The following is a 22,725-nucleotide window of genomic DNA, read 5'->3' on the forward strand; positions in this document are numbered from 1 at the left end:
GGACCGTTTTCCCATGCAGGTAATTCGGCCCTACATCCAAATACCGACGCGTAGTGAAAGCAAACAAGATGCATGTCCCATTGTCTCGATCCCTGATTCCCCTCGGAATCGTAGTAGTTGCAGCAGGGTTCCTCGCGTTCGGTGTTATCAACCTAACGAATTTTCTATGGGTAACGGGAATCCAGGTGGCGGCATCTGCCATTCTTTTCATGGTTGCATTAGTAGGAGCCAAAAATGATAAGAGGAAGCAGCACGAAGATACTTCTCGTTAGTGCGTACAGTTAACAGCACAGTGTGATCGATCGAAGCTTATTGCAGCTTTTGACGTCGCCAAGCGCCCAGCTCCCTGCCTTCTTCTTTGTAATTCCCCTCCCGCACACCTAGCCCGAAACGCCAGCAACCCCCACCTCCTCACATGGTCTCCCATGTGTTTGGAGGTGGGGGTTGTTGCGGCAGTACAGAAACTTAGGCGCTCAACGTCCTAGGAGGTGCCTAGTTGATGCGGCCGGTTTCTTTGCGGTACTGGCGGTAGTAGCGGCGACCGAAGTGTACAGCGCCGAAGGCCAAGACAGCGACGACAACGAGGGAGATAGCACCCACGATGATGTTCATCTGGTAGTCAGCGCCGGCGATGCCCTGCGGGTACTGCCAGGTGCCGAGGCCCCAGATGAGGATGCCAGCTGCCGGCAGGAGCGAGAGAATCAGGCCCATGCCTACCCACGTGGAGGTACGCAGCAGAGAAGAGTGCGGTGCACCGTAGGACACGGGGTCGTAACCCTCGATGTAGGAGTCCTGAATCTTGCCGGAGAACTCCGGGTAGGTCTCGCTGTGGTGATCAGCTACTGCCGGGTTGAGGTCGCTCATGGCTGAAACTTTCTCTCGTTCCTGTTAATCCTGTGAATGACTATAGCTTAGTCGTCCTTGCCGCGGAAAGCAGCCCGTGCACGTTCGCGGGTAACCGCGGAAACCGCGGTCAGCGGCACACCAGCCGGGCACACGTCGGCGCACTCGCCGTAGAGCGAGCAGTGACCGAAGTTCTGCTCCAGATCGTCCACCATGTTGCGTGCACGGCGGCCACGCTCTTCCTTGCCCAGCGGCATGAGGGAGAGGTGAACCAGCTTGGCGCCGGTAAACAGGTGGGCAGCACCGTTCGGGCAGGATGCCACGCAGGCACCACAACCGATGCAGGCGGCGTGATCCAGTGCGTACTCGGAGGTCTGGTGGTTGACGTGCAGGGTATCAGCGTCCGGTGCGGTACCAGCGTCCATGGAGACGTAGCCACCCTGCTCCATGACATGGTCCAGCTTGGCGCGGTCCACGATCATGTCCTTAATCACCGGGTAAGCAGCGGAGCGGAAAGGCTCCAGCTTGACGGTGTCGCCGTCCTTGAACTGGAACAGGCGCTGCTGGCAGGCCGGGGTGTTCTGGCCCGGGCCGTGCGGGCGGCCGTTGACCAAGAGGCCACAGGTGCCACAGATGCCCTCACGGCAGTCAGATGCGAATGCGAACGGCTCCTTGCCAGCTTCAATGAGGCCTTCATTGACGTGGTCGAGCAACTCCAGGACAGACATCTGCTCGGCAGCGTCGTCAACCTGTACGGTCTCGAACTTACCTTCTTGCGTCGGTCCGGCTTGACGCCAGATCTCAAGTGTCAGTTTCATTACTTGTAGTTCCTTGTCATCAGCGGGATCGAATCAAAGTACAGCGGCTCAGCATGGCGGATGAATTCGCCTTCAGCAGCGCCCGGCTCCCATGCGGAGACGAAGCACCAGTTCTCATCATCACGCTCGGCCTCGCCGTCCTCGGTGAGGTGGTCCTCGCGGAAGTGAGCACCACAGGACTCGTCGCGGTCGAGGGCGTCAACACACATGAGCTCGCCCAGGTCGATGTAGTCAGCGACGCGGAGGCCGTACTCGAGAACCTGGTTCATGTCGTTAACGTCACCCGGGATGCGAACGTTGGCCCAGAAGTCCTCGCGCAGGGCGCGGATCTTCTCGATGGCGACCTTAAGGTCCTCAACGTTACGGGACACACCGCAACCCCAGTACAGGATGTCACCGAGCTGACGGTGGTAGTAGGCCGGGCCATGCGGATCATTACCGCTAACCGTCATGAGGCGCTCGATACGTGCCTGTGCACGAGCAATGGTCTCAGCAGCTTCGGCGGAATCCTCTGCCAGCTTCTCCTCGCCGAGGTGGTCAGCCAGGTAGTTCGGGATGGTAAACGGCAGGGTGAACCAGCCGTCAACAGAAGCAGACAGCAGCGAGTTGGCGCCCAGGCGGTTAGCACCGTGGTAGGTCCAGGAGCACTCACCAGCAGCGAAGAGGCCGTCGATGGTGGTCATCTCGTTGAAGTCGGTCCACAGGCCACCCATGGTGAAGTGGCAGGTCGGAGCAATACGCATCGGCGTCTCGTACGCCGACTCACCAATGGCCTCTTCGTACATTTCGATGAGGTTAGAGTAGCGCTCACGGATCTTGTCCTGGCCCAGACGCTCAATAGCGTCGCGGAAGTCCAGGTACACCGAGTTGTGCAGCGGTCCAACGCCCAGGCCCTTGTTGATCTGCTGGGAGATGGCACGGGATGCCACGTCACGCGGGACGAGGTTACCGAAGGCCGGGTAGCGGCGCTCCAGGAAGTAGTCGCGCTCCTCTTCCGGAATCTCATTGGCCGGACGGTCATCCTTCTCCTTAATCGGAGACCAGATGCGGCCGTCGTTACGCAGGGACTCGGACATGAGGATGGTCTTGGACTGCCACTCGGAGTTGACCGGCAGGCCAGTCGGGTGGAACTGGATGAACGCCGGGGAGGCCAGGTAAGCACCGTTCTCGTAGGCGCGCATCATGGCGCCAGCGTTGGAGTTCTTGGCCAGCGTGGACATGTGGTACACGTTGCCGTAACCACCGGTACCGAGGATAACTGCGTGGCCGGTGAAGGCCTTGAGCTCGCCAGTAATGAGGTTGCGGGTCACGATACCGCCGGCACGCTTCTTGCCGCCATCGTTGTAGGTAATGATGTCCTGCAGGTCGTGGTGAGCAAAGAGCTCCACGTTGCCCAGGCCAATCTGGCGGTACAGCGCAGAAGTGGTGGACAGCTGCAGCTGCTGACCTGTTTGACCACGGGTGTAGTAGGTACGGGAGACCTGGACACCACCAAAGGAACGGGTAGCCAGGGTGCCGCCGTACTCGCGAGCGAACGGAGCGCCGATGGCGTTCATGTGGTCGATGACGCGGATGGACTCGGTGGCCAAGCGCCAGCAGTCGGACTCGCGGCAGCGGTAGTCGCCGCCCTTCACGGTGTCCTTGGTGTGGCGGTAAGCGGAGTCGTTATCCACCTTCTTGTGGCGGGAGGAGTTCACACCACCCTGCGCAGCAATGGAGTGCGCACGGCGCGGTGAATCGTGGTAGGTGAAGACCTTTACCTTGTAACCGAGCTCGCCCAGCGCGGCCGCAGCAGAACCAGCAGCCAGGCCGGTACCCACAACGATGATTTCGAACTTGCGGCGGTTCAGCGGGGAGACAAGCTCCATGTGGTCCTTCTGGTAGCTCCACATGTCCTTCATCGGGACGCCGTGCGGCTCGTGGGACTCCAGGATGCGGCCCGGCTTGACGCCCGGGACGACGGACTGCGGGTGCGAGAAGTTAGGGTGCTCGCGCTTCAGATCAGTGTTCGCGTTCGCATTCTCGTTTGCGTTCGCGGCAGACACGGGATTCGCGTTAGTCATGGGTTCAAAACTCCTTTAGCTGACCCAGCCCAGGGCGACGGACAACGGCATAACGATGTTTGCCAGGCACACAACGGCCGGAACGACGTACGCCAGGATGACAAAGACCTCGCGCCACTTAGCACCAGTGATGCCCAGGTCAGACGCAGCAAGGCGAATGCCGTGGGTGAGGTGCAGGAAGAGGCAGAGCATAGCGACGACGTAGATGATGGTCACCGGCCAGCGCGAGAAGGTAGCAATCATGTTGGCCTTCACCGCGCCGTGGACGAATGCCTCCGGGGCCACCGGCTGCACACCCATGGTCAAGTCCAGGATGTGGAAAATGATGAAGAGAAGCAGCACGATGCCGGTAACCAGCATGGTCTTGGTGGCAAAGGAGTCCAGTCCGCCCATGAGGTTGGTGCGTTTGAACTTGCCACGAGCTGCCTTGGAGCGAGCCGTCAGGGCGAAGGCGCCGTAGATGTGAGCGATAACGCAGGCAAGCAGCACAATGCGGATAATCCACAGCATGTGACCGTGCGGGATCAGCGGAGCACCGAGGTCGCGCAGGAATGCACCGTACTCATCAAGGTGCACCACGCCGTTCTCGTCCGGCAGGTACAGCTTCAGGTTTCCAGCCATGTGGCCCACTACGAAGAGGGCAAAGAACAGGCCGGTAATAGCCATCGTCAGTTTCAAAGCCCAGGACGGAATTCCCGGCTTAGGACGAATCGTTTCATTAGTAATGCGGCCGTGAGCGAGAGCTTCACGGTCAGGATTTTTTACAGACATGACACCTCCATAGTCGTCCTTACCTTACGCAGGCCTTCGCGCTGGCCACTACTCAAATCCCCACCAGATGGTGACACCTACCCACACTCACTCCACCCGCAGAAACTACCTGAGGTATGGATCACCTAAGTTACGCATGAGGTTATGCCGCTTTACCTTGATCACTTCCCTTTACGCAATATTGACATTGCGTAAACATTTGACCTGTGAGACATTGCTCACAGCATGTTGCGCGAGTGACGAACCCACCCCTTTAGGTGTCAAACTTTCGCATGAGGTACACGCCTACACCTAAGCCCCCACTCCATGCGAATACCCCCGCTTCGCAGCAGAGTTAAAATACTTCACACATTATTTGCAAAACTATTGTTATGACCGAAAGGCAATAGGTAACCTAGCTCACATGAGTAAGACATACGTGGGTTCACGCCTTCGCCAGCTGCGCCGCGAACGCGACCTCAGCCAAGCCTCCCTCGCCGCTACGCTGGGACTTTCCGCTAGCTATGTAAACCAGATCGAGCACGATGTGCGCCCCCTTACCGTGCCGGTCCTTCTCCGCATCACTGAAGTATTTGGCGTCGACGCCACCTTCTTCTCCCGCGATGATGACTCGCGCCTGCTCGCAGAAATTCAGGATGTCGTTCAAGATCAGGAGATTTGCCCCTCCCCCGTTGAACTTCAGGAACTCTCCGAGCTGGTGTACAACCACCCCACTGTTGCTCGCACACTCGTGGATATTCACCGGCGTTACCGCAATATCCGCGACAAGCTCTCGCTTGCGACAGATTCCCGCCGCTCCGATGGAAGCCAAGCCCTGTCAATGCCCCACGACGAGGTTCGTGACTTCTTCTACGCTCGCCAGAATTACCTAGACGAGCTCGACATCCACGCCGAAGTAATGGCCAACGAACTTGGCGTAGCGCCATTTCATATTCGCGATATTGAGAAAGTCCTCGGGGAGAGGCTCGCCTCCCAGCACGGCGTAGAAATCATTACCACTGACCGCATGGACGGCACCCTGCACCGCTTCGATAGTGAAACCGGTACGTTCCGCTTAGCTAGTCGTCTCAGTGTGGGGCAGCGCGCCTTCCGCATGGCCGCCGAACTTGGCTTCCTCGAAGCCGGTTTACTCATTGACAGCCTCGTGGATGAAGAACCGTTTACCTCAGACGCATCCATTAACTTGGCCAAGCGCGGTATCGCCAACTACTTCGCTGCCGCAACACTATTGCCATATGGCCTTATTCATACTGAAGCGGAACAGTCCGGCTACGACGTGGAGTACCTGTGCAATGTATTCGGCGTGGGTTACGAAACTGTTGCCTCACGCCTCTCCACTCTCCAGCGCCCCAACGAGCGTGGAATTCCGTTTACCTTCGTACGCGTGGACCGCGCAGGCAACATGTCCAAGCGGCAGTCCGCCACGGGTGTACACTTTTCCAACTCCGGCGGCACGTGCCCCCTGTGGAACGTTTACGAATCTTTCTCACGCCCTAACACCATCTCCCGCCAGCTGGCGCAGATGCCGGATGGCCGTAGTTATCTATGGATTTCTCGGACGGTGAGCTACCCGCAAGGCCGCTTTGGCGATACCAACAAACTGTTTGCCATTGGCTTGGGTTGCGAAGCCCGTCATGCTGACCGCACCGTCTATGCCGAGGGCCTCAACTTAGAAGATCTGTCCGCCGCCACCCCGATTGGCGCCGGCTGCCGTACCTGCCCCCGGCAGAATTGCGCCCAGCGCGCCTTCCCAGCAATCAACGAGGATCTGGTTATTGACGCTCACCGTTCTGCTATTGCCCCCTATTAGCTAGGAAGTCGTAATTCCGCATATTTCCCTGCCCCAACCCCGAATTAAAATGGTCATACTTTACACCGTAAACAAGGAAGAATTAAAAGGGCTGGGGAGGACTCTCCACTTGACAGTTTTTGGATGACACGCATTGAACGGCAGGCGAGCCCTGCAACTTACCCGCGTGACCTGCACACATAGCCATCACTATCCGGCCTATTTCAGCTAGATCACATGTTTTTAAAGCTTTTCACAGCGAAAACTCGTCGATCTTGACACCGTAAAGCGTCTATAGTGGTCTGCGAACCGTTAAACACTTCCAGAAAGGATTTTTATTATGAGCAGCTTCGGAAAAGGCGCACTTGGTCAGGTTTGGCAGCTCCTCATCACCGTCGTGAGCGCACCGTTCGTACTGTCCTCCAACCTTTTCAAGTAAGAAGGACACATTGAGGTGCTTCGGCACCACAGCGGCATAACAACAAACTCCCCCTCACCTCCGATTCCTATCGGGATGAGGGGGAGTTTGTGCGTTGCCTGACCCCCGCCAGCGCCGCCTCGTCCGAGCCGGGGTGGACCGGCCCAAGCTAGACGCGCTGAGCGGAAGATTGACCGCTCATTTAGAGGTTGATCATGTAGCCGCCGATGCCCTCGGCAGCTTCCTTCATGGCCTCGGAGAGAGTCGGGTGGGTGTGGACGTTGCGTCCGATTTCTTCAGCGGTGAGGTCGAAGCGCTGCGCGAGGGTCAGCTCCGGAAGCAGCTCAGACACGTTGGAGCCAACCATGTGGCCGCCAATGAGCTCACCGAACTCACCATCGGCAATGAGCTTCACAAAGCCAGCGGTCTCGTTGAGGCCCGCTGCCTTACCGTTAGCGGAGAACGGGAAGGTCGCAACCTTGATGTCGCGGTCAGCGAACTTCTCACGGGCCTGCTCTTCGGTGTAGCCGAAGGAGGCAACCTGCGGGTTGCAGAAGGTGGCGCGCGGCATGTTCATGTAATCACCAAGCAGCTGGGTCTCAGCGCCGGCGATGACCTCGGCAGCGACAACGCCCTGCGCCTCAGCCACGTGGGCGAGCTGCAGCTTCGCGGTGACGTCACCGATGGCATAGATGCCATCAACGTTGGTGCGCATGTAGTCGTCGATAGCAATAGCGCCGCGCTCAGTGAGCTCAACGCCGGTGTTCTCTAGGCCGAAGCCTTCGGTGCGCGGGGCGAAGCCGATGGAGACCATGCAGCGATCTACGGTGAGGGTATCGGTCTTGGAGCCGTCCTTGGACTCCACCTCAACGGTGACGTTGTCGCCGTTGTCCTTGATTGCGGTGGTCTTGTAGCCGGTCAGGAGCTTCACGCCGAGCTTCTTGTATTCCTTGGCAATGGCCTTGGAAACATCCTTGTCCTCGTTCGGCAGAACGCGGTCCATGAACTCCACGATGGTCACGTCCACGCCGTAGTTGGCCAGAACGTAGGCAAACTCCATGCCAATGGCGCCAGCGCCGACAATCACCATGGAGTCCGGAGCGTCGTCGTTAAGAATCTGCTCCTCGAAGGACACAATGTTGCCGCCGATTTCCACGCCCGGGAGGGAGCGAACGACGGAACCGGTGGCGATGATGCAGTTATCAAAGGTAACGGTCTTACCCTTGTCATCACCCTCGGTGATCTCAATGGTCTTAGCGTCCTTGAACGAGCCGAGACCGTTAATCTCCGTAATCTTGTTCTTCTTCATCAGGTAGTGCACGCCCTTGACGATGCCCTCAGAAACCTTACGGGAGCGCTTGTGCGCTACGCCGAAGTCGAAGGAGACATCGCCGGAGATACCGAAGGCCTTGGCCTCGTGGTTAAAGGTGTGCGCAACCTCTGCGTTCTTGAGCAGCGCCTTGGAGGGGATGCAGCCCACGTTGAGGCAGACACCGCCCCAGTACTGCTTCTCAATAACAGCAACCTTCTTGCCCAGCTGGGCAGCGCGGATGGCGGACACGTAGCCGCCGGGGCCCGCGCCGAGTACTACAACGTCAAAATGTTCATTAGTCACGCCCTACAGAATACGGAACTTTGTGCCTGATGTCTCACCACCCCCACGATGTGTGGGGTGACGTGAACGGCAACACGGCAGTGAAAGGCAAGAGGCATCGCAGGGCCCAGCCCTTATGTCGGTTTTAACCCCACCCGTGGGGAAGAGCCGGATCAGAAAAGCCCTCACCCACGTGAGATGTGGGTGAGGGCTGACGTTGTGCGGCGCCCTTTAGAAGAGGCCCCAGTCCAGTGCGGCCTTCGAGGACGTGGAGGAACCGGAGTGGACAAACTGGCCCAGCACCTGGTTGATGGCGACGAGAATGGTGTCAAAGAAGTTCATTGCTCTGCTTTCTATTGGCTTAAGGGAGTCTCATGCGGCTAGGTTCCGCAGCGCGGCGGCATCGCGGACGTAGTCACAGCATCTAGCACCACTAGCGAATGAGACGCCCGCGGCGTTACATGACGCGTGACAGTGCGCGTGAAGATTATGACACGGTTTTAACTTCAATACCACCAATAACTCCAATAACTTGGTAAGTTTAAACTCGTTACCCTCATCTTGAGGGTGCGGATTTACCCTTCTGCCTGCACAGTTGCAGATTCTCGAAGGGAATATCCAGAGCATCTTTTAGACTTGCCCTACATTCCGCTCATCACTTAGAAAGCGAGACCCTATGAAGTTCGCGCGCTCTCTCACGACGCTAGCAGCGGCCTCCGCCCTTGCCCTCGGCGCCGTGACCTCCCCTATCGCCAGCGCATCCGATGTCACCCCGGAGCAGATTCGCGGCGAGGCAACGCCGTCCACCATTTCTGAACTCGATGTCTACGGCGAAATTGAGGAGTACCTCCCTAAGAATGACGCCGGTCAGCGCCTTCCTTCCCGCGAGGAGTATGAGGCCTCCATCGGAAAGAATGTGATGTTCAAGGACGTCAACATCAACAAGATTCCAGACGAAAAGCAGTGGCTGGGCTTCATCTTGAAGTACGCCGATTACCGCCAGAACGTCAAGGCGCTCAACGCTACTGCGCCAGCCATGGACCGCCAGGTGCCGCTGGCTGTCGTTACTCCGGACGGAACGTTCGATTCCTCCCGCCCTACCCTCTACCTGCTCAACGGAGCTGGTGGCGCTGAACAGGGTATGGACTGGTTGACGTCCACTGCGGGCCAGGACCTGGATCCGAACAAGGACGGAATCCAGGATCTAGATGATTACTACGGCGACCGCAACGTCAACGTCGTTATCCCACAAGCGGGCGCCTTCTCCTACTACACCGATTGGCTCAGCTCACCGAATAGCGGCTATTTCAAGGGCCCACAGAAGTGGGAAACCTTCCTGACCAAGGAACTTCCGGGACCGCTCGAGGAGCACATCAACGCTAACGGCAAGCGCGGCATCGCAGGCATGTCCATGTCCGCCACGTCCTCTCTGGTGCTGGCTCAGCACAACCCGAATTTCTACGACGCCATCGGCTCCTACTCTGGCTGTGCGGCAACCTCGACCCCGCTGCCCAATTTCTACACGCAGCTCACCGTGAACCGCGGTGGCGGAAGCACCACGCAGATGTGGGGCCCGAAGGGCGGGGACTACAACCGCTACAACGATGGCCTCATCAACGCCACGAAGAACAACATGGGCAATTCCCAGGTCTATGTCTCTGCAAACTCTGGCCTCGCCGGCGCAACCGACATGGGTTCGTCCAAGATTGAGCGATTGGGCTCTGCCCAGGCCTTCAAGTCCTCCTCGACGCTGGTGATTGAAGGTGGCGTCATTGAGGCAGCCATGAATGCTTGTACCCACGACCTGCAGTCCAAGTTCAACCGCGAAGGCATCAACGCAGACTTCAACTTCCGCGAGACCGGTACGCACTCGTGGCCAGGCTGGCTCGATGACATCAACTCCTCGTGGCCTACCTTTGCCCGCGCTTTCGATCTTCCGGTGGAGCCGGTGAGCGGCGGGACGTCGGACAGCGCGGTGAATGCACCGGCTGCCAAGGACGCTGAGGCGGAGGCTGAGACGGAGTCTGAGGCAGATACCGTCGACAATGCTGACGCTGAGTCGGACGCTAACGCCAAGGCGGAAGATACCGATAAGAAAAATACGGACAAGGCTGCGGCAGAGGCAGACCCTGCTGCCCCCGCTGACTCCTTGCCGGTCGACTCTGAAACAGCCCCGAAGGTCGACCCCGAAGCCACTGAGCAGTAAGCTCAACTCGCCATAACAATTGTCGAATAAGGATCCCCATGAAGCGTCTTAGCTCTCTTCTCGCCGCCGGCGCGCTCACCGCAGCCGCGCTGGTCAGCCCCGTCGCGGGTGCCGCCACCCTGAAGCCGCAGGAGGTTGCGGGTGATGCCGCACTGTCCACCGTGTCGGACCTAGAGCCTAATCCCGAGGTAGAGGGCCAGAAGTGGTACGACCGCTACAAGGATGATCCGCGCCTGCTGAAGCTGCAGGCCACGTCGCCGTCCATGAACGGCCGCGTTATTCCGCTGGCCGTTATTCCGGCAAAGAACCCGGACCGCCCCACCATCTACCTGCTCAACGGCGCTGGCTCTGCCGAGCAGGACACGGACTGGCTGGCCAACTCTAATGTGGTGGACTTTTACGCGGACAAGGACGTCAATGTGGTTATTCCACAGTCAGGCGCGTTCTCCTACTACACCGACTGGCAGGAAGACCCGAATGGCAAGTACCTCAAGGGCCCACAGAAGTGGGAAACCTTCCTAACCAAGGAGCTTCCGGGACCACTGGAGCAGCGCCTCAACGCGAACAACAAGCGCGCCATTGCCGGCATGTCCATGTCCGCCACGTCCTCACTGCTGCTGGCGCAGCACAATCCGGGTTTCTATGACGCTGCGGGTTCCTTCGCAGGATGTGCCGCTACCGCTTACCCGTTGGAGTACGAGTTCCTGCGCGTCACCGTCAACCGTGGCGGTGCACAGCCGGAGCAGATGTGGGGCCCGATGGGTTCGCCGTACAACCGCTACAACGATGCCCTGATGAACTCGGAGAAGCTGCGCGGAACCGACCTGTACATTTCTTCCGCGAGCGGCCTGGCCGGTGAGAAGGACACCCCGTCCTACTGGATAAACAAGGGCTACAACCCAGCGGCAGCCTTCGTTGGCTCTGCTCAGCTACAGGTGGAGGGTGGCGTCATTGAGGCCGGCGTCAACCACTGCACCCACATGCTCAAGGCGAAGCTGGATAAGCAGAACATTCCAGCCACCTACAACTTCCGCAACGTGGGTACCCACTCCTGGCCGGGCTGGACCGACGATCTGGAGAAGTCTTGGCCTACGTTTGAGGCGGCCTTCAACTCCTAAGCTTTCTGTGGAGGCCTTCACGAAGAACCCTAAGCTTTTCGGTCTTGCGGGATAAGGGCGGTAGGATAGCGGCATTATGAAGCTGCTCTCCACCGCCCTTTCGCATATCACCGCCGCTCACGGAACCGCCGCGCACACTCGGGATAGCTATACGGGAGTGGACTTCAACGTCGGGTTTGAGGTTACCCATTATGATTTGGACCTGACCTACCGCGTGGAGCCCAACATGCTCCAAGGCACCGCGGTACTGCATATCCGCGCATTGGAAGAGCTGGATAAGCTCACGTTGGATCTCGGTGGAGCCATGGTTGCTCGCCGCGTTACCGCGAAAAATGCCCCGCGCGTGGCCCGTCACCGCTTGTCCGCCGGAAAGCTGCGCTTGAGTTTTGCGGACACCATCGCGGAAGACCAAGAATTCGAGTTGCATATCCGCTATGGTGGCTCCCCGCGCCCGCTGCGCACGCCGTGGGGCGAGATTGGGTGGGAGGAGACTGATTCCGGCTCGCTCGTCGCAAGCCAGCCTAACGGCGCACCGAGCTGGTTCCCGTGTGATGACACCCCTGGCGAGAAGGCCACCTTCGATATCCGCATCACCGCGGATGATCCTTTCATCGTGATCTCCAACGGCACGCTGGTCTCCCGCCGCCGTTCGGGTGGTTCCATGACGCGCTGGCACTACCGCGTGGCGCACCCGATGGCGACGTACCTCGCCACAGTGCAGGTAGGCGAGTACATGGAAATCACCCTCGGCCGCAACGTCCGCGCTTGGGCCCCAGCCCGCCTGAAGCAGCTGGTGCTGGATGAGTTTGCTCAGCAGCAGGAGATGCTGGACTTCTTCTCCGGTCTCTTTGGCGAGTATCCCTTCCCCGACTACCAGGTTGTCATCACCGATGATGAGCTGGAAATCCCGCTGGAGGCCCAAGGCCTGTCCATCTTCGGATCCAACCACGTCAAAGGTGATCACGTCTTCGAGCGCCTCATCGCTCATGAGCTTTCCCACCAGTGGTTCGGCAACTCCGTAGGTCTGCGTGAGTGGAAGGATATTTGGCTCAATGAGGGCTTTGCCTGCTACAGCGAGTGGCTGTGGCGCGAGCATGCCCATGGCCGCCCGGCGCATGACTCTGCACGTTCGCATTACCAGGTGTTGGCCCGCAAACGGCAAGACATTGTTCTGAGTGACCCGGGCACGCGCGACATGTTTGATGACCGTGTCTATAAGCGCGGCGCGCTGACCGTCCATGCGCTGCGCCGCCTGTTGGGTGATGAGATCTTCTTCCTCACGGTTCGTGAGTACCTCTCCGCCGCACAGCATTCCACGGTGACCCCGGAGGACCTCATCAGCCGTCTGCGTGCGGTGGCTGTTGATCCCGCTGCCGTGGACGCTCTCCTGGATGAGTGGCTTAACCACGAGGCGCTGCCTAAGTTCCCGGCCTAAAACTGTGCTGCCATGCCCTACACTTGAGCACCATGCGCAGAATGCTTGTCACCGGTGGTGCCGGTTTTATTGGGGCAAACTTCGTCAGACTCGTGGCCCAGCAGCGGCCAGAGGTGGAGATTACTGTCCTCGATAAGCTCACCTACGCGGGTAACCGCGCCAACCTCGCCGGCGTGGATGCCACGCTGGTGGTAGGTGATGTGGCGGATGAGGGGGTCGTCGATAAGCTCGTGGCCCACGCCGATGTCGTCGTCCACTTCGCCGCCGAGTCCCACAATGACAACTCCTTGCGGGATCCTTCGCCCTTCCTGCACACCAACGTCATGGGCACGTTTGTGTTGCTTGAAGCCTGCCGCCGGCACGATGTGCGCTTCCACCACGTCTCTACCGATGAGGTCTTCGGGGACCTAGAGATTGGCGCGGATACGTACTTCACGGAGGAGACTCCGTATAGCCCGTCGTCGCCGTATTCGGCCACAAAGGCCGGCTCGGATCACCTGGTGCGCGCGTGGGTACGCAGCTTTGGGCTGCGGGCAACCATATCGAACTGTTCCAATAATTACGGCCCCTACCAGCACATTGAGAAATTCATCCCGCGGCAGATCACTAATCTGCTTGTGGACCAACCGGCCAAGCTTTATGGCACGGGCGAGCAGGTGCGGGATTGGATTCACGTGGATGACCACAACGAGGCCGTACTCGCCATTCTGGACCGCGGGCAGATTGGTGAGACCTATAACATCGGCGCCGACCAGGAGGATACCAATAACCGCCAGGTTATCGAGATGATTTGCGAGCTCATGGGGGCTACGGACAACGGCCATGCGCGCTTTGAGCACGTTGCGGATCGTCCGGGCCATGACCAGCGCTACGCCATGGACGCCAGTAAGCTGCGCCGCGAGCTGGGATGGACCCCGCGTTATACGGACTTGCGGGAGGGCCTCGCCGCCACCATCGAGTGGTACCGCGCCAACGAAGAGTGGTGGCGCGCGGGCAAGGAAGAAGTCGAAGCCAACTACGCCAAACAAGGACAGTAAAGAACAATCATGAAGGTGCAGACAACGGCCATCGAGGGCCTGTTCATTGTGGAGCTCGACGTCCACGGCGATAACCGCGGCTGGTTCAAGGAGAACTGGCAGCGCGAAAAGATGGTGGCGGCCGGCTTGCCGGATTTCCAGCCGGTGCAAAATAACGTCTCCTTCAACGCGGAAAAGGGTGTCACGCGCGGCCTACATGCGGAGCCCTGGGATAAGTTCGTCTCCGTGGCGTCTGGCCGGGTGTTCGGCGCATGGTGCGATCTGCGCGAGGGCTCAGCCACCTTTGGCCAGCTGGTGACCCACGAGATTGGCCCCGACACGGCCGTGTTCGTCCCGCGTGGGGTGGCCAACGGATTCCAAGCGCTAGAGCCGTGCGCCTACTCCTACCTGGTCAATGACCACTGGTCCCCGGATGCGGAATACACCTGCGTCAACCTGGACATGGTGGACTGGCCGCTGGCGCCGACGGAAATCTCCGACAAGGACAGGGACCACGCCGCGCTTGGCGACGTCTCCCCCATGCCCCCTCGCCGCATCCTCGTCACCGGCTCAGGCGGGCAGCTGGGCCGCGCACTGCAGAAGTTCCTGCCCTCCGCTGGTCTGGGCCAGGTGGAGTTCTGTTCTCACTCGGACTTCGACATCACCCACCCGCCTGCCCGTCCGTGGAAGCAGTATTCCGCCATCATCAACTGCGCAGCTTATAACGACGTCAACGGCGCGGAGGACAATCGCGCCTCGGCCTGGGCAGTCAACGCTGATGCGCCAGCGAATCTCGCGCGCATTGCCGCGGAGAACAATCTCACCTTGGTGCACGTCTCCAGCGACTACATCTTCGATGGCTCCACTGAGGTCCACGACGAAGAGGAAATGCCCTCGCCGCTCTCGGCCTACGGGGCGTCGAAAGCCGCGGGCGATACCGCCGCGCAAACCGCTCCGCGCCACTATGTCATCCGCACCTCGTGGGTCTTTGGCGATGGCGCGAACTTCATGGCCACGATGCGCTCGCTGGCGAATAAGGGAGTCAAGCCCTCCGTCATTCACGATCAGCGCGGACGCCCCACCTTTGCCGAGGACCTGGCCAAGGGCATCATCCACCTGCTCAAGACTCATGCCGAGTACGGGGTGTACAACATCTCCAACTCCGGCGACGTGGTGGGCCGCGATGAGATTGCCATGGCCGTCTTCACCGGCGTGGGCCAGGATCCCGCCGATGTCACGCCGGTCAGCACCGAGCGCTACCGCGAGATCGCCGGGCCCGAGGCTCCCCGCCCGAAGGAGTCCACTTTCGATCTATCCAAGATTGAAGCCACCGGCTTCAAACCCATGAATTGGCGGGCCGCTTTGGCCCTCTACCTGGGACTTTACCCAGCATAACACTCAACATAACACTTAACTTCCCACGTGTTATGTTATGTGTTATGTTGAGTGGCATGTAGAAAGAAAGGCCTGCTCATGACCCCAACGGAGCTCGATGAGTTGATTGCGCAGCTGCGCGTTATCGGCAGCAATAAACAGTCCGTAGAAGTGAAGTCCGCTGTGGGCAAGGACGTGCTCTCTACCCTGAGCGCCTTCGCCAATGGCACCGGCGGCACACTCATCGTTGGCCTATCAGAGGACGATGGCTTCACGCCCATGAAGAACTTCTCCGCGTCCACAGCCCAAGATCAACTAGAAACCCGCTGCCAACAGCTCATCCCTCCGGTTCGCCCCAATATCGACATCATTGAGTTCGAAGGCAGCACAGTACTTGTTGCAGCCATTGATGAACTCCCCGCCCGCGACAAGCCCTGCTATGTTTCCGAACGCGGCTTGTATAAGGGCAGCTATATTCGCACAGGTGATGGCGATACACGGCTCTCGCAGTACGAGGTGAACCGGCTCGTTGAGGAGCACACCCAGCCCACGTGGGACGAGGAGGCAATCCCTGACTCCTCCCTAGACGATATCGAGGGCGCAACCCTCGATGCATTTCTTGCAGTACAACGAGAACGCCGACCCAAGACCTTTGCCAATGGGCATGACACAGCGTTGAGACGTTTGCGCATCCTCAAGGACGGCCACCCAACCCTGGCTTCCCTACTCGTGATGGGAGATTACCCTCAGGAGTTCTTCCCCCGACTCACCGTGACCTTCGCCCTCTTTCCGGGAACATCCAAAGGAGACGTCACCACGGGCATTCGCCTACTCGACAGCGCTACTCTTCACGGCACTATTCCGGAGCTAGTGAGCGAGGGCATCGATATTGTGAAAAAGAACATGCGCACTGCGGGTTTTATAGGCGATAAGTCTCGTACCGCACTTCCGGACTATCCCATAGTCGCTGTCCGTGAGGCCTTGGTGAATGCGCTCATGCACCGCGACTATTCCCCCACCGCTCGCGGCAGCCAAGTACAAATCAACATGTTTGTTGACCGCCTAGAAATCACCAGCCCGGGTGGTCTTTATGGAGGGGTTACGCTGCGGAATCTGGGAGAGGCTGGGGTCAGCTCTACTCGCAATCAGCGGCTAGCCACATTCCTAGAGGACATCCCCTTGCCGGAAGGTGGTGTTGCTGCAGAAAACCGCGGCACCGGCATCGCCACCATCCACCAAGCTTTGGCCGATGCGCTCATGCCGAAGCCAGAGATTATCAACCGGCTCGATAGTTTCACCATCATTTTTCACCGCCGCAAAGTGGCCACCCAGGAACGCTACGGCACGGCTCGCGACCACGTGGAGCACCTTCTCCATAACAGCCCATCCGTGTCTACGACGGAGCTGATTGAGGCTACAAAGCTGAGCAGGACAGCAGTCCAGAAAGCACTGAACGAGCTCATCCGCTATAATATCGCCGAGAAGACCGAACCCGGCCGCAGCCCCAAACAACGCTACAGGCTGCGAAAATAGAGCATAACACTCAACATAACACTAAGCTTCCCACGTGTTATGTTAAGTGGGAAGTTAAGTGTTATGTTCCCCCAGCCCGCGCCGCCGCGCCCCAGCGCTGGCCCCTCCTCCGTTAAGCTTAAACCTCATGAAGGGCATCATCCTCGCTGGCGGTTCTGGGACCCGCCTCTACCCCATCACCAAGGGCATCTCTAAACAGCTCATGCCCATTTACGACAAGCCGATGGTCTACTACCCACTGACCACCTTGATTCAGGCCGGTATCCGGGAGATCCTCATCATCACCACCCCGGAGGACCAGGAAGCCTTCAAGCGCCTGTTGGGTGATGGTTCCCAACTGGGCCTCATGCTCCACTATGCGGTCCAGCCGCGCCCAGAAGGCTTGGCCCAGGCCTTTCTTATTGCGGAAGACTTCATCGGTGATGACGACGTGGCACTCGTCTTGGGAGACAACATCTTTGAAGGCCACGGCTTCTCCACCGCACTTAATGAGTGCCACCGTCCCGATGGCGGCATCATCTTTGCCTACGAAGTCTCCGACCCGCAGCGCTATGGCGTCGTCGATTTCGACGAATCCGGCCAGGCCCTCTCCATTGAGGAAAAGCCCGCCACACCGAAATCCAACCACGCTGTGGTGGGGTTGTACTTCTACGACAATTCCGTAGTAGAGATTGCGAAAGGCATTAAGCCCAGCGCGCGTGGGGAATTAGAAATCACCGCAGTCAACGAAGAATACCTGCGCCGCGGACGGCTGCGCGTCAAGCGCATGCAGCGCGGTGATGTCTGGCTCGATACCGGAACGGTGGACTCGATGAGCGAGGCCTCCGCATATGTGGAAGTCATGCAGAAGCGCACCGGCACCGTCATTGGCTCGCCGGAAGTAGCCGCGTTTGCAGAAGGTTTCATCGACGCTGCAGCGCTTACCGCGCTGGCGCAGCCTCTCCTGAAGTCTGGCTACGGCCGCTATCTTCTCGCCGCCGCCCAAGAGGGCTGAGACCGAGGTACATATCGATCAAATAAGGACCGAAAACCAACGGAATCTGAGGCCTTATTTGATCGATCCGTACGCGCCTAAGCGTCCCCCCGCTCGGTGTCAGGAGCCGCCTCACCCAAACCAGCCTAAACACGTTAAGGTAATCGCATGCCTAGTTCATCCTCTCGCCCCACCAGTGATTCGAAGAAGTCAGCGCTATCCACCATCAGCCCCGTGGCGTGGGGATTGTTGGTGATCGTTGTTGTTTTGGCCATCATCATTGGCTTCCTGCTGGCAGAGCGCACCTCTTCCAGCAATGAAAGCACTTCCGCAGCACAGAAGACCGCGACGAGCGCGGCGCCCGCCGAAGACCTGGCGAAGGATGCTGACAAGGCCACCCCCGGCACGAAATTCTCCGACGGGAAGGGGGACCCGATGACGTTCGGCCCCGGCGGTGACACCAAGTCCGGAGACATTACGGTGGTGCACCGCAAGAAGGAGAATGATCCTTTCGCCATCGGTGCAGTGGATGCCCCCGTAGTGATTTCAGAGTTCTCCGACTTCGAGTGCCCATTCTGCTCCCGTCACGCCAACGTGACCGAGCCGGATATCCTCTCCAAGTACGTGGAGAAGGGCTTGGTACGTATTGAGTGGAATGACTTCCCCGTCAACGGCCCTGCCGCAATCGAGGCCGCCAAGGCTGGGCGCGCTGCCGCAGCACAAGGTAAGTTCGCGGAGTTCAAGCACGAGCTCTACACCGCCAGCAAGGACATCAGTGGCCATCCGGAGTTCGACATCGACGACTTCATGAAGTTTGCCAAGCAGGCCGGGGTCGCCGACTTGGATAAGTTCCGCCAGCAGGCCACGGACGATACCTACACGGAGGTCATCGAGACGGCCACTCGCTATGCCTCCCAGATTGGCATCACGGGCACCCCGGCATTCGTGGTGGGAGACCAGTTCATCGGTGGCGCACAGCCGCCCGAGGTATTTGAGCAGATCATCCAAGAGCAGCTAGGAAAGGCCGCCAATGAATAAGCCACCTCTGATTGTGTGGGTCTTCATCGCGCTCGTCCTTCTGACCGGGCTACTAGGCGGTTATGCGGTGGGGGTGAGCGTATGAGCATCGGGATTTTCGGTGCCCTCATCGCCGGCGTGCTGACCTTGATCAGCCCCTGTTCAGCTCTGTTGGTGCCGGCCTTCTTTGCCTATGCCTTTGATTCGCAGCGCCAGCTGCTGTTTAAGACCCTGGTGTTCTTCCTAGGCTTGTGCACCACGCTCGTGCCCATCGGCATGGGGTTGGCCGCCCTGCTCGCGCAGTATCGCAGCCAGGTCATCACGGTGGCGGGCTGGATCATTATCGCCCTGGGAATCTTTACCGCGCTGGGCGGTGGCTTTCGCATCCCCGGCATGGATGCGCTCTCCGGAAAAGCCCGGGGCAGGGTGTTTCTGCTTGGTGCGGTGTATGGCTTTGCCGGTTTTTGCGCGGGCCCGCTGTTGGGTGCTGTTCTCACCACGGCGGCTGCATCCGGCAACGCACTCTGTGGCGGGATCATCATGGTGGCGTATGCCGCGGGCATGGCCGCGCCACTCTTCCTGCTGGCTGCGCTGTGGGAGCGCCTCGACGTCGGTTCGTGGCGGTGGCTGCGCGGACGCGAAGTCACTGTAGGCCCCGTACACACGAATACCGTGTCCATTGTGTCGGGAGCATTCTTCGTGCTCATCGGCGCGCTGTTCATTGTCAGTTATGGCAGTGCGACACTGCCCGCGGTACTGAGCACGGATGCGCAGTTCGCGGTGCAGGAAAAGGCTCGCAGCTTCAGCGAAGGCGTAGCGGATGCCTGGGTCTGGTTCGGCCTGTCCCTGGCCGCCACGGTGGCGGTGGGCATTAAGGCTGCCCGCACGCCGGCCTAGGGCCGGCGTTTAAGAGTTAGTAGCCGCGGGCGACGTATTCGTCGATGCGGGCAGCTTCCGCGCCCACAGTGGTCTCATCGCCGTGGCCCGGCAGGACGCGGGTCTCCGGCGGGAGGTTGAGCACGCGGTTGCGCAGGGACTCGATGATGACATCGAAATCGGAGTACTTGCGGCCCGTAGCTCCCGGGCCACCGTTGAAGAGGGTGTCCCCGGAGAGCAGGGTGTTATCGGCGGCGTCGTACAGCACGACGCAGCCCGGGGAGTGGCCCGGGGTGTGGAAGACCACGAGATCCTCCCCACCAATCTTGAAGATCTGGTTATCCTCCAGCGCGGCGTAGTTAGACTCCGCGTGGGTTTCGCGCCACAGCTGCTCATCGTCCGGATGGAGGTAGAGCTGCACACCATAGTGCTCAGCAATCTCAGGAGCGAGCTCGCAGTGATCGTTGTGCGCGTGGGTAAGCAGCACACCCGTCACGGAGCGCTCGCCCACCTCGTCGTAAATGCGCTCGGCATCGTGCGCCGGATCCACGATGTAGAGCTCCTGGCCACCGGAGACGATGTAGACGTTGTTGTCCACGTCCCACTCACCGCCATCAAGGCGGAACTTGCCAGAGGTGACAAACTGTTCAATCTTCATTTCGGGTTCCTTTCCGGGCTGAGGTAAAGCTCGTGCTTGTGAAGATTCGGCTTTCTTTAGAATTCGACGACGGACCGCAGAACCTTGCCAGCTTTCATGGTGCCGAAGGCCTCTTCGACGTCGTCTAGCGCAATGCGCTCAGAAACGAACTTGTCCAGCGGGAACTGGCCGTTCTTGGACAAGGATACGTAAGCCGGGAAGTCACGCTCCGGCAGGCAGTCGCCGTACCACGCCGGTTTGATGGAACCGCCGCGGCCATAGAGATCGATGGCGGGGATGTCGACGTGGTCGGTGAGGTTGGGAACGCCCACCATCACCATGCGGCCGGCGTGGTCGCGGGAGTAGAAAGCCTGGCGCCAGGTGGGCTGGATACCTACAGCATCAATGGTGACGTCGGTGCCGAAGCCGTCGGTAAGCTCACGCACGGCCTCGATTACCTCATCCTCGGAGAGGTCCTTGCCGCAAATAGTGTCAGTTGCGCCGAACTCACGGGCGGTCTCAAGCTTGTTTTCATCAAGGTCCACGGCGATAATCTTCGCTGCACCGGCCAACTTCGCGCCGGCAATCGCAGCAGTGCCCACACCACCGCAGCCGAAGACAGCCACGGACTCGCCAAGCTGGATGTCAGCGGTGTTAACGGCCGCGCCCAGGCCCGCCATGATGCCGCAGCCGAGCAGACCGGCGGCGGCCGGGTCGGTCTCCTCTACCTTGGTGCACTGGCCCTCGTGGACCAGGGTCTTCTCGGCGAAGGAACCAATGCCAAGCGCCGGGGTGAGCTCGGTACCGGCGTCTGTATCCCCATCCGCGAGCGTCATCTTCGCGGACGCGTTGTGGGTATTGAAGCAGTACTTCGGCTCACCCTTCTTACATGCACGGCATTCACCGCACACCGCGCGCCAGTTCAGGATGACGAAGTCGCCGACCTCAACGTGGCTAACGGCAGAACCTACGCGCTCGACGACGCCCGCCGCCTCATGGCCCAGCAGGAAGGGGAAGGCATCCTCGATGTCACCATCGCGGTAGGCCAAGTCGGTATGGCAGACACCGCAGGCCTGCACCTTGACGATGACATCGTGCTCACCGGGGGCGGGAACTACGATGTTGACGGTCTCGACGGGCTCGCCCTTCGCGCGCGCGATGACACCGCGGACAACCTCTGCACCTTGCTGGGAGCTATTTTCATTTACATTTTCATTAACAGTCATGCCCGCGAGGGTACGCGAAAGGCCCGAGCAACGTCGCCCGGGCCCAACGAAAAGACGAGTTCGCCTTTAGAAGCTAGCGAGATGGTTGGCCACAAACTCGTGACCACGCGCATTGACGTGCAGCGGCAGGTTGCCCGGCCCTGCGGAGAAGTCCACAAGGCCTGCCCACAGGCGCTTATTGGCATCCGCACACATGCCGCGGTCCCACGTCATCGGCTTCATATCCACAAACTCTGTGCCGGTCGCGTGCGCCAAATCCACCTGCATCCACTGCGTGACGTTCTCATAGCGCTGGACCATCGGCAAAGCGGTGGCATCGGCCGGCTTAGGACCAACGTGGATGAGGCAGTAGCGATCCCCAGAGCCGATGGTTGGGTAACCCACGATCTGAATGCGGGCATTCGGCGCAGCAGCGCGAATCTTGTGGATGATGGGCGCATTTGCGCCAACAAAGCGGGCACGCATGTCCTTATCAGACAACCCAGCGTTGTTGTAGGTGTCATTGAAGCCGCCGGCGTAGATCACGCGCTGAGTCTCAGCGGTGAGCTTGCCACGGCGAATTGCATCATCAACCTGCGCGTTCATCTGCGGGCCCTGGGACATCGATACTGCACCAGAGCAGGAGAAATCCGCCACCGGCATACCCAGCTTGGCGGCGGTACGCTTGGCAAAGTTATTACCGGATGGGCAATCCAGGCTGGGATTGCGGCCGGACGAACCCAAGCGCGAGGAGAGGTAGGTATCCAACTGCGGGTCTGCCAGGACGGAGTCACCGAAGGCAACGAGGTTGCGTTCCGCTGCTGCTGCCTGGGGAGCCTGAGAAAGACCAACTGCCACGAGGAGGGTTGCGCAGAGGGCCGCGAGGCGCTGAGTAGACTTCACGTGACGAGTTCCTTTCGGGAAAGAGTATGTTCTAGACCGAAACCATAATAGACTAAGCTAACGATTGAAGCTTATGTAACAATAGCAACACCTTTAACATATTGCTCTGATTGACGGCCTTTCTATCCCTCCCTAT

At 59.4% G+C, this 22,725-nt stretch carries 18 protein-coding genes; 10 read left to right on the forward strand and 8 right to left on the reverse strand.

Annotated elements, in window-relative coordinates; all coding sequences use genetic code 11:
* Positions 1–492: 492 nt before the first annotated feature.
* The 4 genes from I6J72_RS10080 to I6J72_RS10095 are packed head-to-tail and all read right to left on the reverse strand — an operon-like array spanning position 493 to position 4,495.
* Complete coding sequence (locus I6J72_RS10080) at positions 493–864, reverse strand: hypothetical protein (RefSeq protein WP_070669640.1); 372 nt, start codon at positions 862–864, stop codon at positions 493–495.
* Between the two features lie 47 nt (positions 865–911).
* Positions 912–1,661, reverse strand: coding sequence for a succinate dehydrogenase/fumarate reductase iron-sulfur subunit (locus I6J72_RS10085; protein ID WP_070669643.1), 750 nt, complete (start codon positions 1,659–1,661; stop codon positions 912–914).
* Positions 1,661–3,724 carry a fumarate reductase/succinate dehydrogenase flavoprotein subunit gene (locus I6J72_RS10090; protein WP_070669646.1) on the reverse strand — a complete coding sequence of 688 codons (2,064 nt, stop codon included), beginning with the start codon at positions 3,722–3,724 and terminating at the stop codon, positions 1,661–1,663. Before I6J72_RS10090 ends, I6J72_RS10085 begins: the two co-directional genes overlap by 1 nt.
* Before the next feature lie 15 nt (positions 3,725–3,739).
* Complete coding sequence (locus I6J72_RS10095) at positions 3,740–4,495, reverse strand: succinate dehydrogenase cytochrome b subunit (protein WP_204099086.1); 756 nt, start codon at positions 4,493–4,495, stop codon at positions 3,740–3,742.
* 403 nt (positions 4,496–4,898) lie between these two features.
* Between I6J72_RS10095 and ramB the strand changes: the two genes are divergently transcribed.
* Entirely contained in the window at positions 4,899–6,305 is a 1,407-nt protein-coding gene (gene ramB / locus I6J72_RS10100; protein WP_204099087.1) for an acetate metabolism transcriptional regulator RamB, read from the forward strand.
* A gap of 599 nt (positions 6,306–6,904) precedes the next feature.
* Here the strand turns inward: ramB and lpdA are convergent.
* Positions 6,905–8,317, reverse strand: coding sequence for a dihydrolipoyl dehydrogenase (lpdA, locus tag I6J72_RS10105; RefSeq protein ID WP_204099088.1), 1,413 nt, complete (start codon positions 8,315–8,317; stop codon positions 6,905–6,907).
* Between the two features lie 655 nt (positions 8,318–8,972).
* Between lpdA and I6J72_RS10110 the strand changes: the two genes are divergently transcribed.
* The 9 genes from I6J72_RS10110 (at position 8,973) to I6J72_RS10150 (ending at position 19,865) form a co-directional block, all read left to right on the forward strand.
* Positions 8,973–10,502, forward strand: a complete 1,530-nt coding sequence (locus I6J72_RS10110) for an alpha/beta hydrolase family protein (protein WP_204099089.1) — start codon at positions 8,973–8,975, stop codon at positions 10,500–10,502.
* Between the two features lie 38 nt (positions 10,503–10,540).
* Positions 10,541–11,620: an alpha/beta hydrolase family protein gene (locus I6J72_RS10115; protein WP_204099090.1), complete on the forward strand. Its 1,080-nt coding sequence runs from the start codon at positions 10,541–10,543 to the stop codon at positions 11,618–11,620.
* 76 nt (positions 11,621–11,696) lie between these two features.
* The gene (locus tag I6J72_RS10120; RefSeq protein WP_204099091.1) at positions 11,697–13,055 is read left to right on the forward strand and encodes a M1 family metallopeptidase; all 1,359 of its coding nucleotides are present in this window, start codon (positions 11,697–11,699) and stop codon (positions 13,053–13,055) included.
* A gap of 32 nt (positions 13,056–13,087) precedes the next feature.
* A complete protein-coding gene (rfbB, locus tag I6J72_RS10125) occupies positions 13,088–14,092 on the forward strand; it encodes a dTDP-glucose 4,6-dehydratase (RefSeq protein ID WP_204099092.1) in 1,005 nt (334 codons plus the stop codon).
* A 9-nt stretch (positions 14,093–14,101) separates the two neighbouring features.
* Positions 14,102–15,466 carry a bifunctional dTDP-4-dehydrorhamnose 3,5-epimerase family protein/NAD(P)-dependent oxidoreductase gene (locus I6J72_RS10130; protein ID WP_204099093.1) on the forward strand — a complete coding sequence of 455 codons (1,365 nt, stop codon included), beginning with the start codon at positions 14,102–14,104 and terminating at the stop codon, positions 15,464–15,466.
* Positions 15,467–15,544: 78 nt separating this feature from the next.
* Positions 15,545–16,978, forward strand: a complete 1,434-nt coding sequence (locus I6J72_RS10135; protein ID WP_204099094.1) for an ATP-binding protein — start codon at positions 15,545–15,547, stop codon at positions 16,976–16,978.
* 127 nt (positions 16,979–17,105) lie between these two features.
* Positions 17,106–17,972, forward strand: a complete 867-nt coding sequence (rfbA, locus tag I6J72_RS10140; RefSeq protein WP_204099095.1) for a glucose-1-phosphate thymidylyltransferase RfbA — start codon at positions 17,106–17,108, stop codon at positions 17,970–17,972.
* 147 nt (positions 17,973–18,119) lie between these two features.
* A complete protein-coding gene (locus I6J72_RS10145) occupies positions 18,120–18,989 on the forward strand; it encodes a thioredoxin domain-containing protein (protein WP_239107320.1) in 870 nt (289 codons plus the stop codon).
* Positions 18,990–19,070: 81 nt separating this feature from the next.
* A complete protein-coding gene (locus I6J72_RS10150) occupies positions 19,071–19,865 on the forward strand; it encodes a cytochrome c biogenesis CcdA family protein (protein WP_070669667.1) in 795 nt (264 codons plus the stop codon).
* A 16-nt stretch (positions 19,866–19,881) separates the two neighbouring features.
* On the opposite strand, the gene I6J72_RS10155 is transcribed toward I6J72_RS10150, so the two are convergent.
* The 3 genes from I6J72_RS10155 to I6J72_RS10165 all read right to left on the reverse strand — a co-directional run bounded on the left by I6J72_RS10155 (position 19,882) and on the right by I6J72_RS10165 (position 22,589).
* Positions 19,882–20,502 (reverse strand): MBL fold metallo-hydrolase, encoded by a 621-nt coding sequence (locus tag I6J72_RS10155; protein WP_070669669.1) that lies wholly within the window; start codon positions 20,500–20,502, stop codon positions 19,882–19,884.
* Between the two features lie 56 nt (positions 20,503–20,558).
* Positions 20,559–21,707, reverse strand: coding sequence for an S-(hydroxymethyl)mycothiol dehydrogenase (locus I6J72_RS10160; RefSeq protein WP_204099096.1), 1,149 nt, complete (start codon positions 21,705–21,707; stop codon positions 20,559–20,561).
* A gap of 66 nt (positions 21,708–21,773) precedes the next feature.
* Entirely contained in the window at positions 21,774–22,589 is an 816-nt protein-coding gene (locus tag I6J72_RS10165; protein WP_204099097.1) for a GDSL-type esterase/lipase family protein, read from the reverse strand.
* Positions 22,590–22,725: the final 136 nt, after the last annotated feature.

The organism is Corynebacterium sp. FDAARGOS 1242 (assembly GCF_016889985.1).
Classification (GTDB): Bacteria; Actinomycetota; Actinomycetes; order Mycobacteriales; family Mycobacteriaceae; genus Corynebacterium; species Corynebacterium minutissimum_B.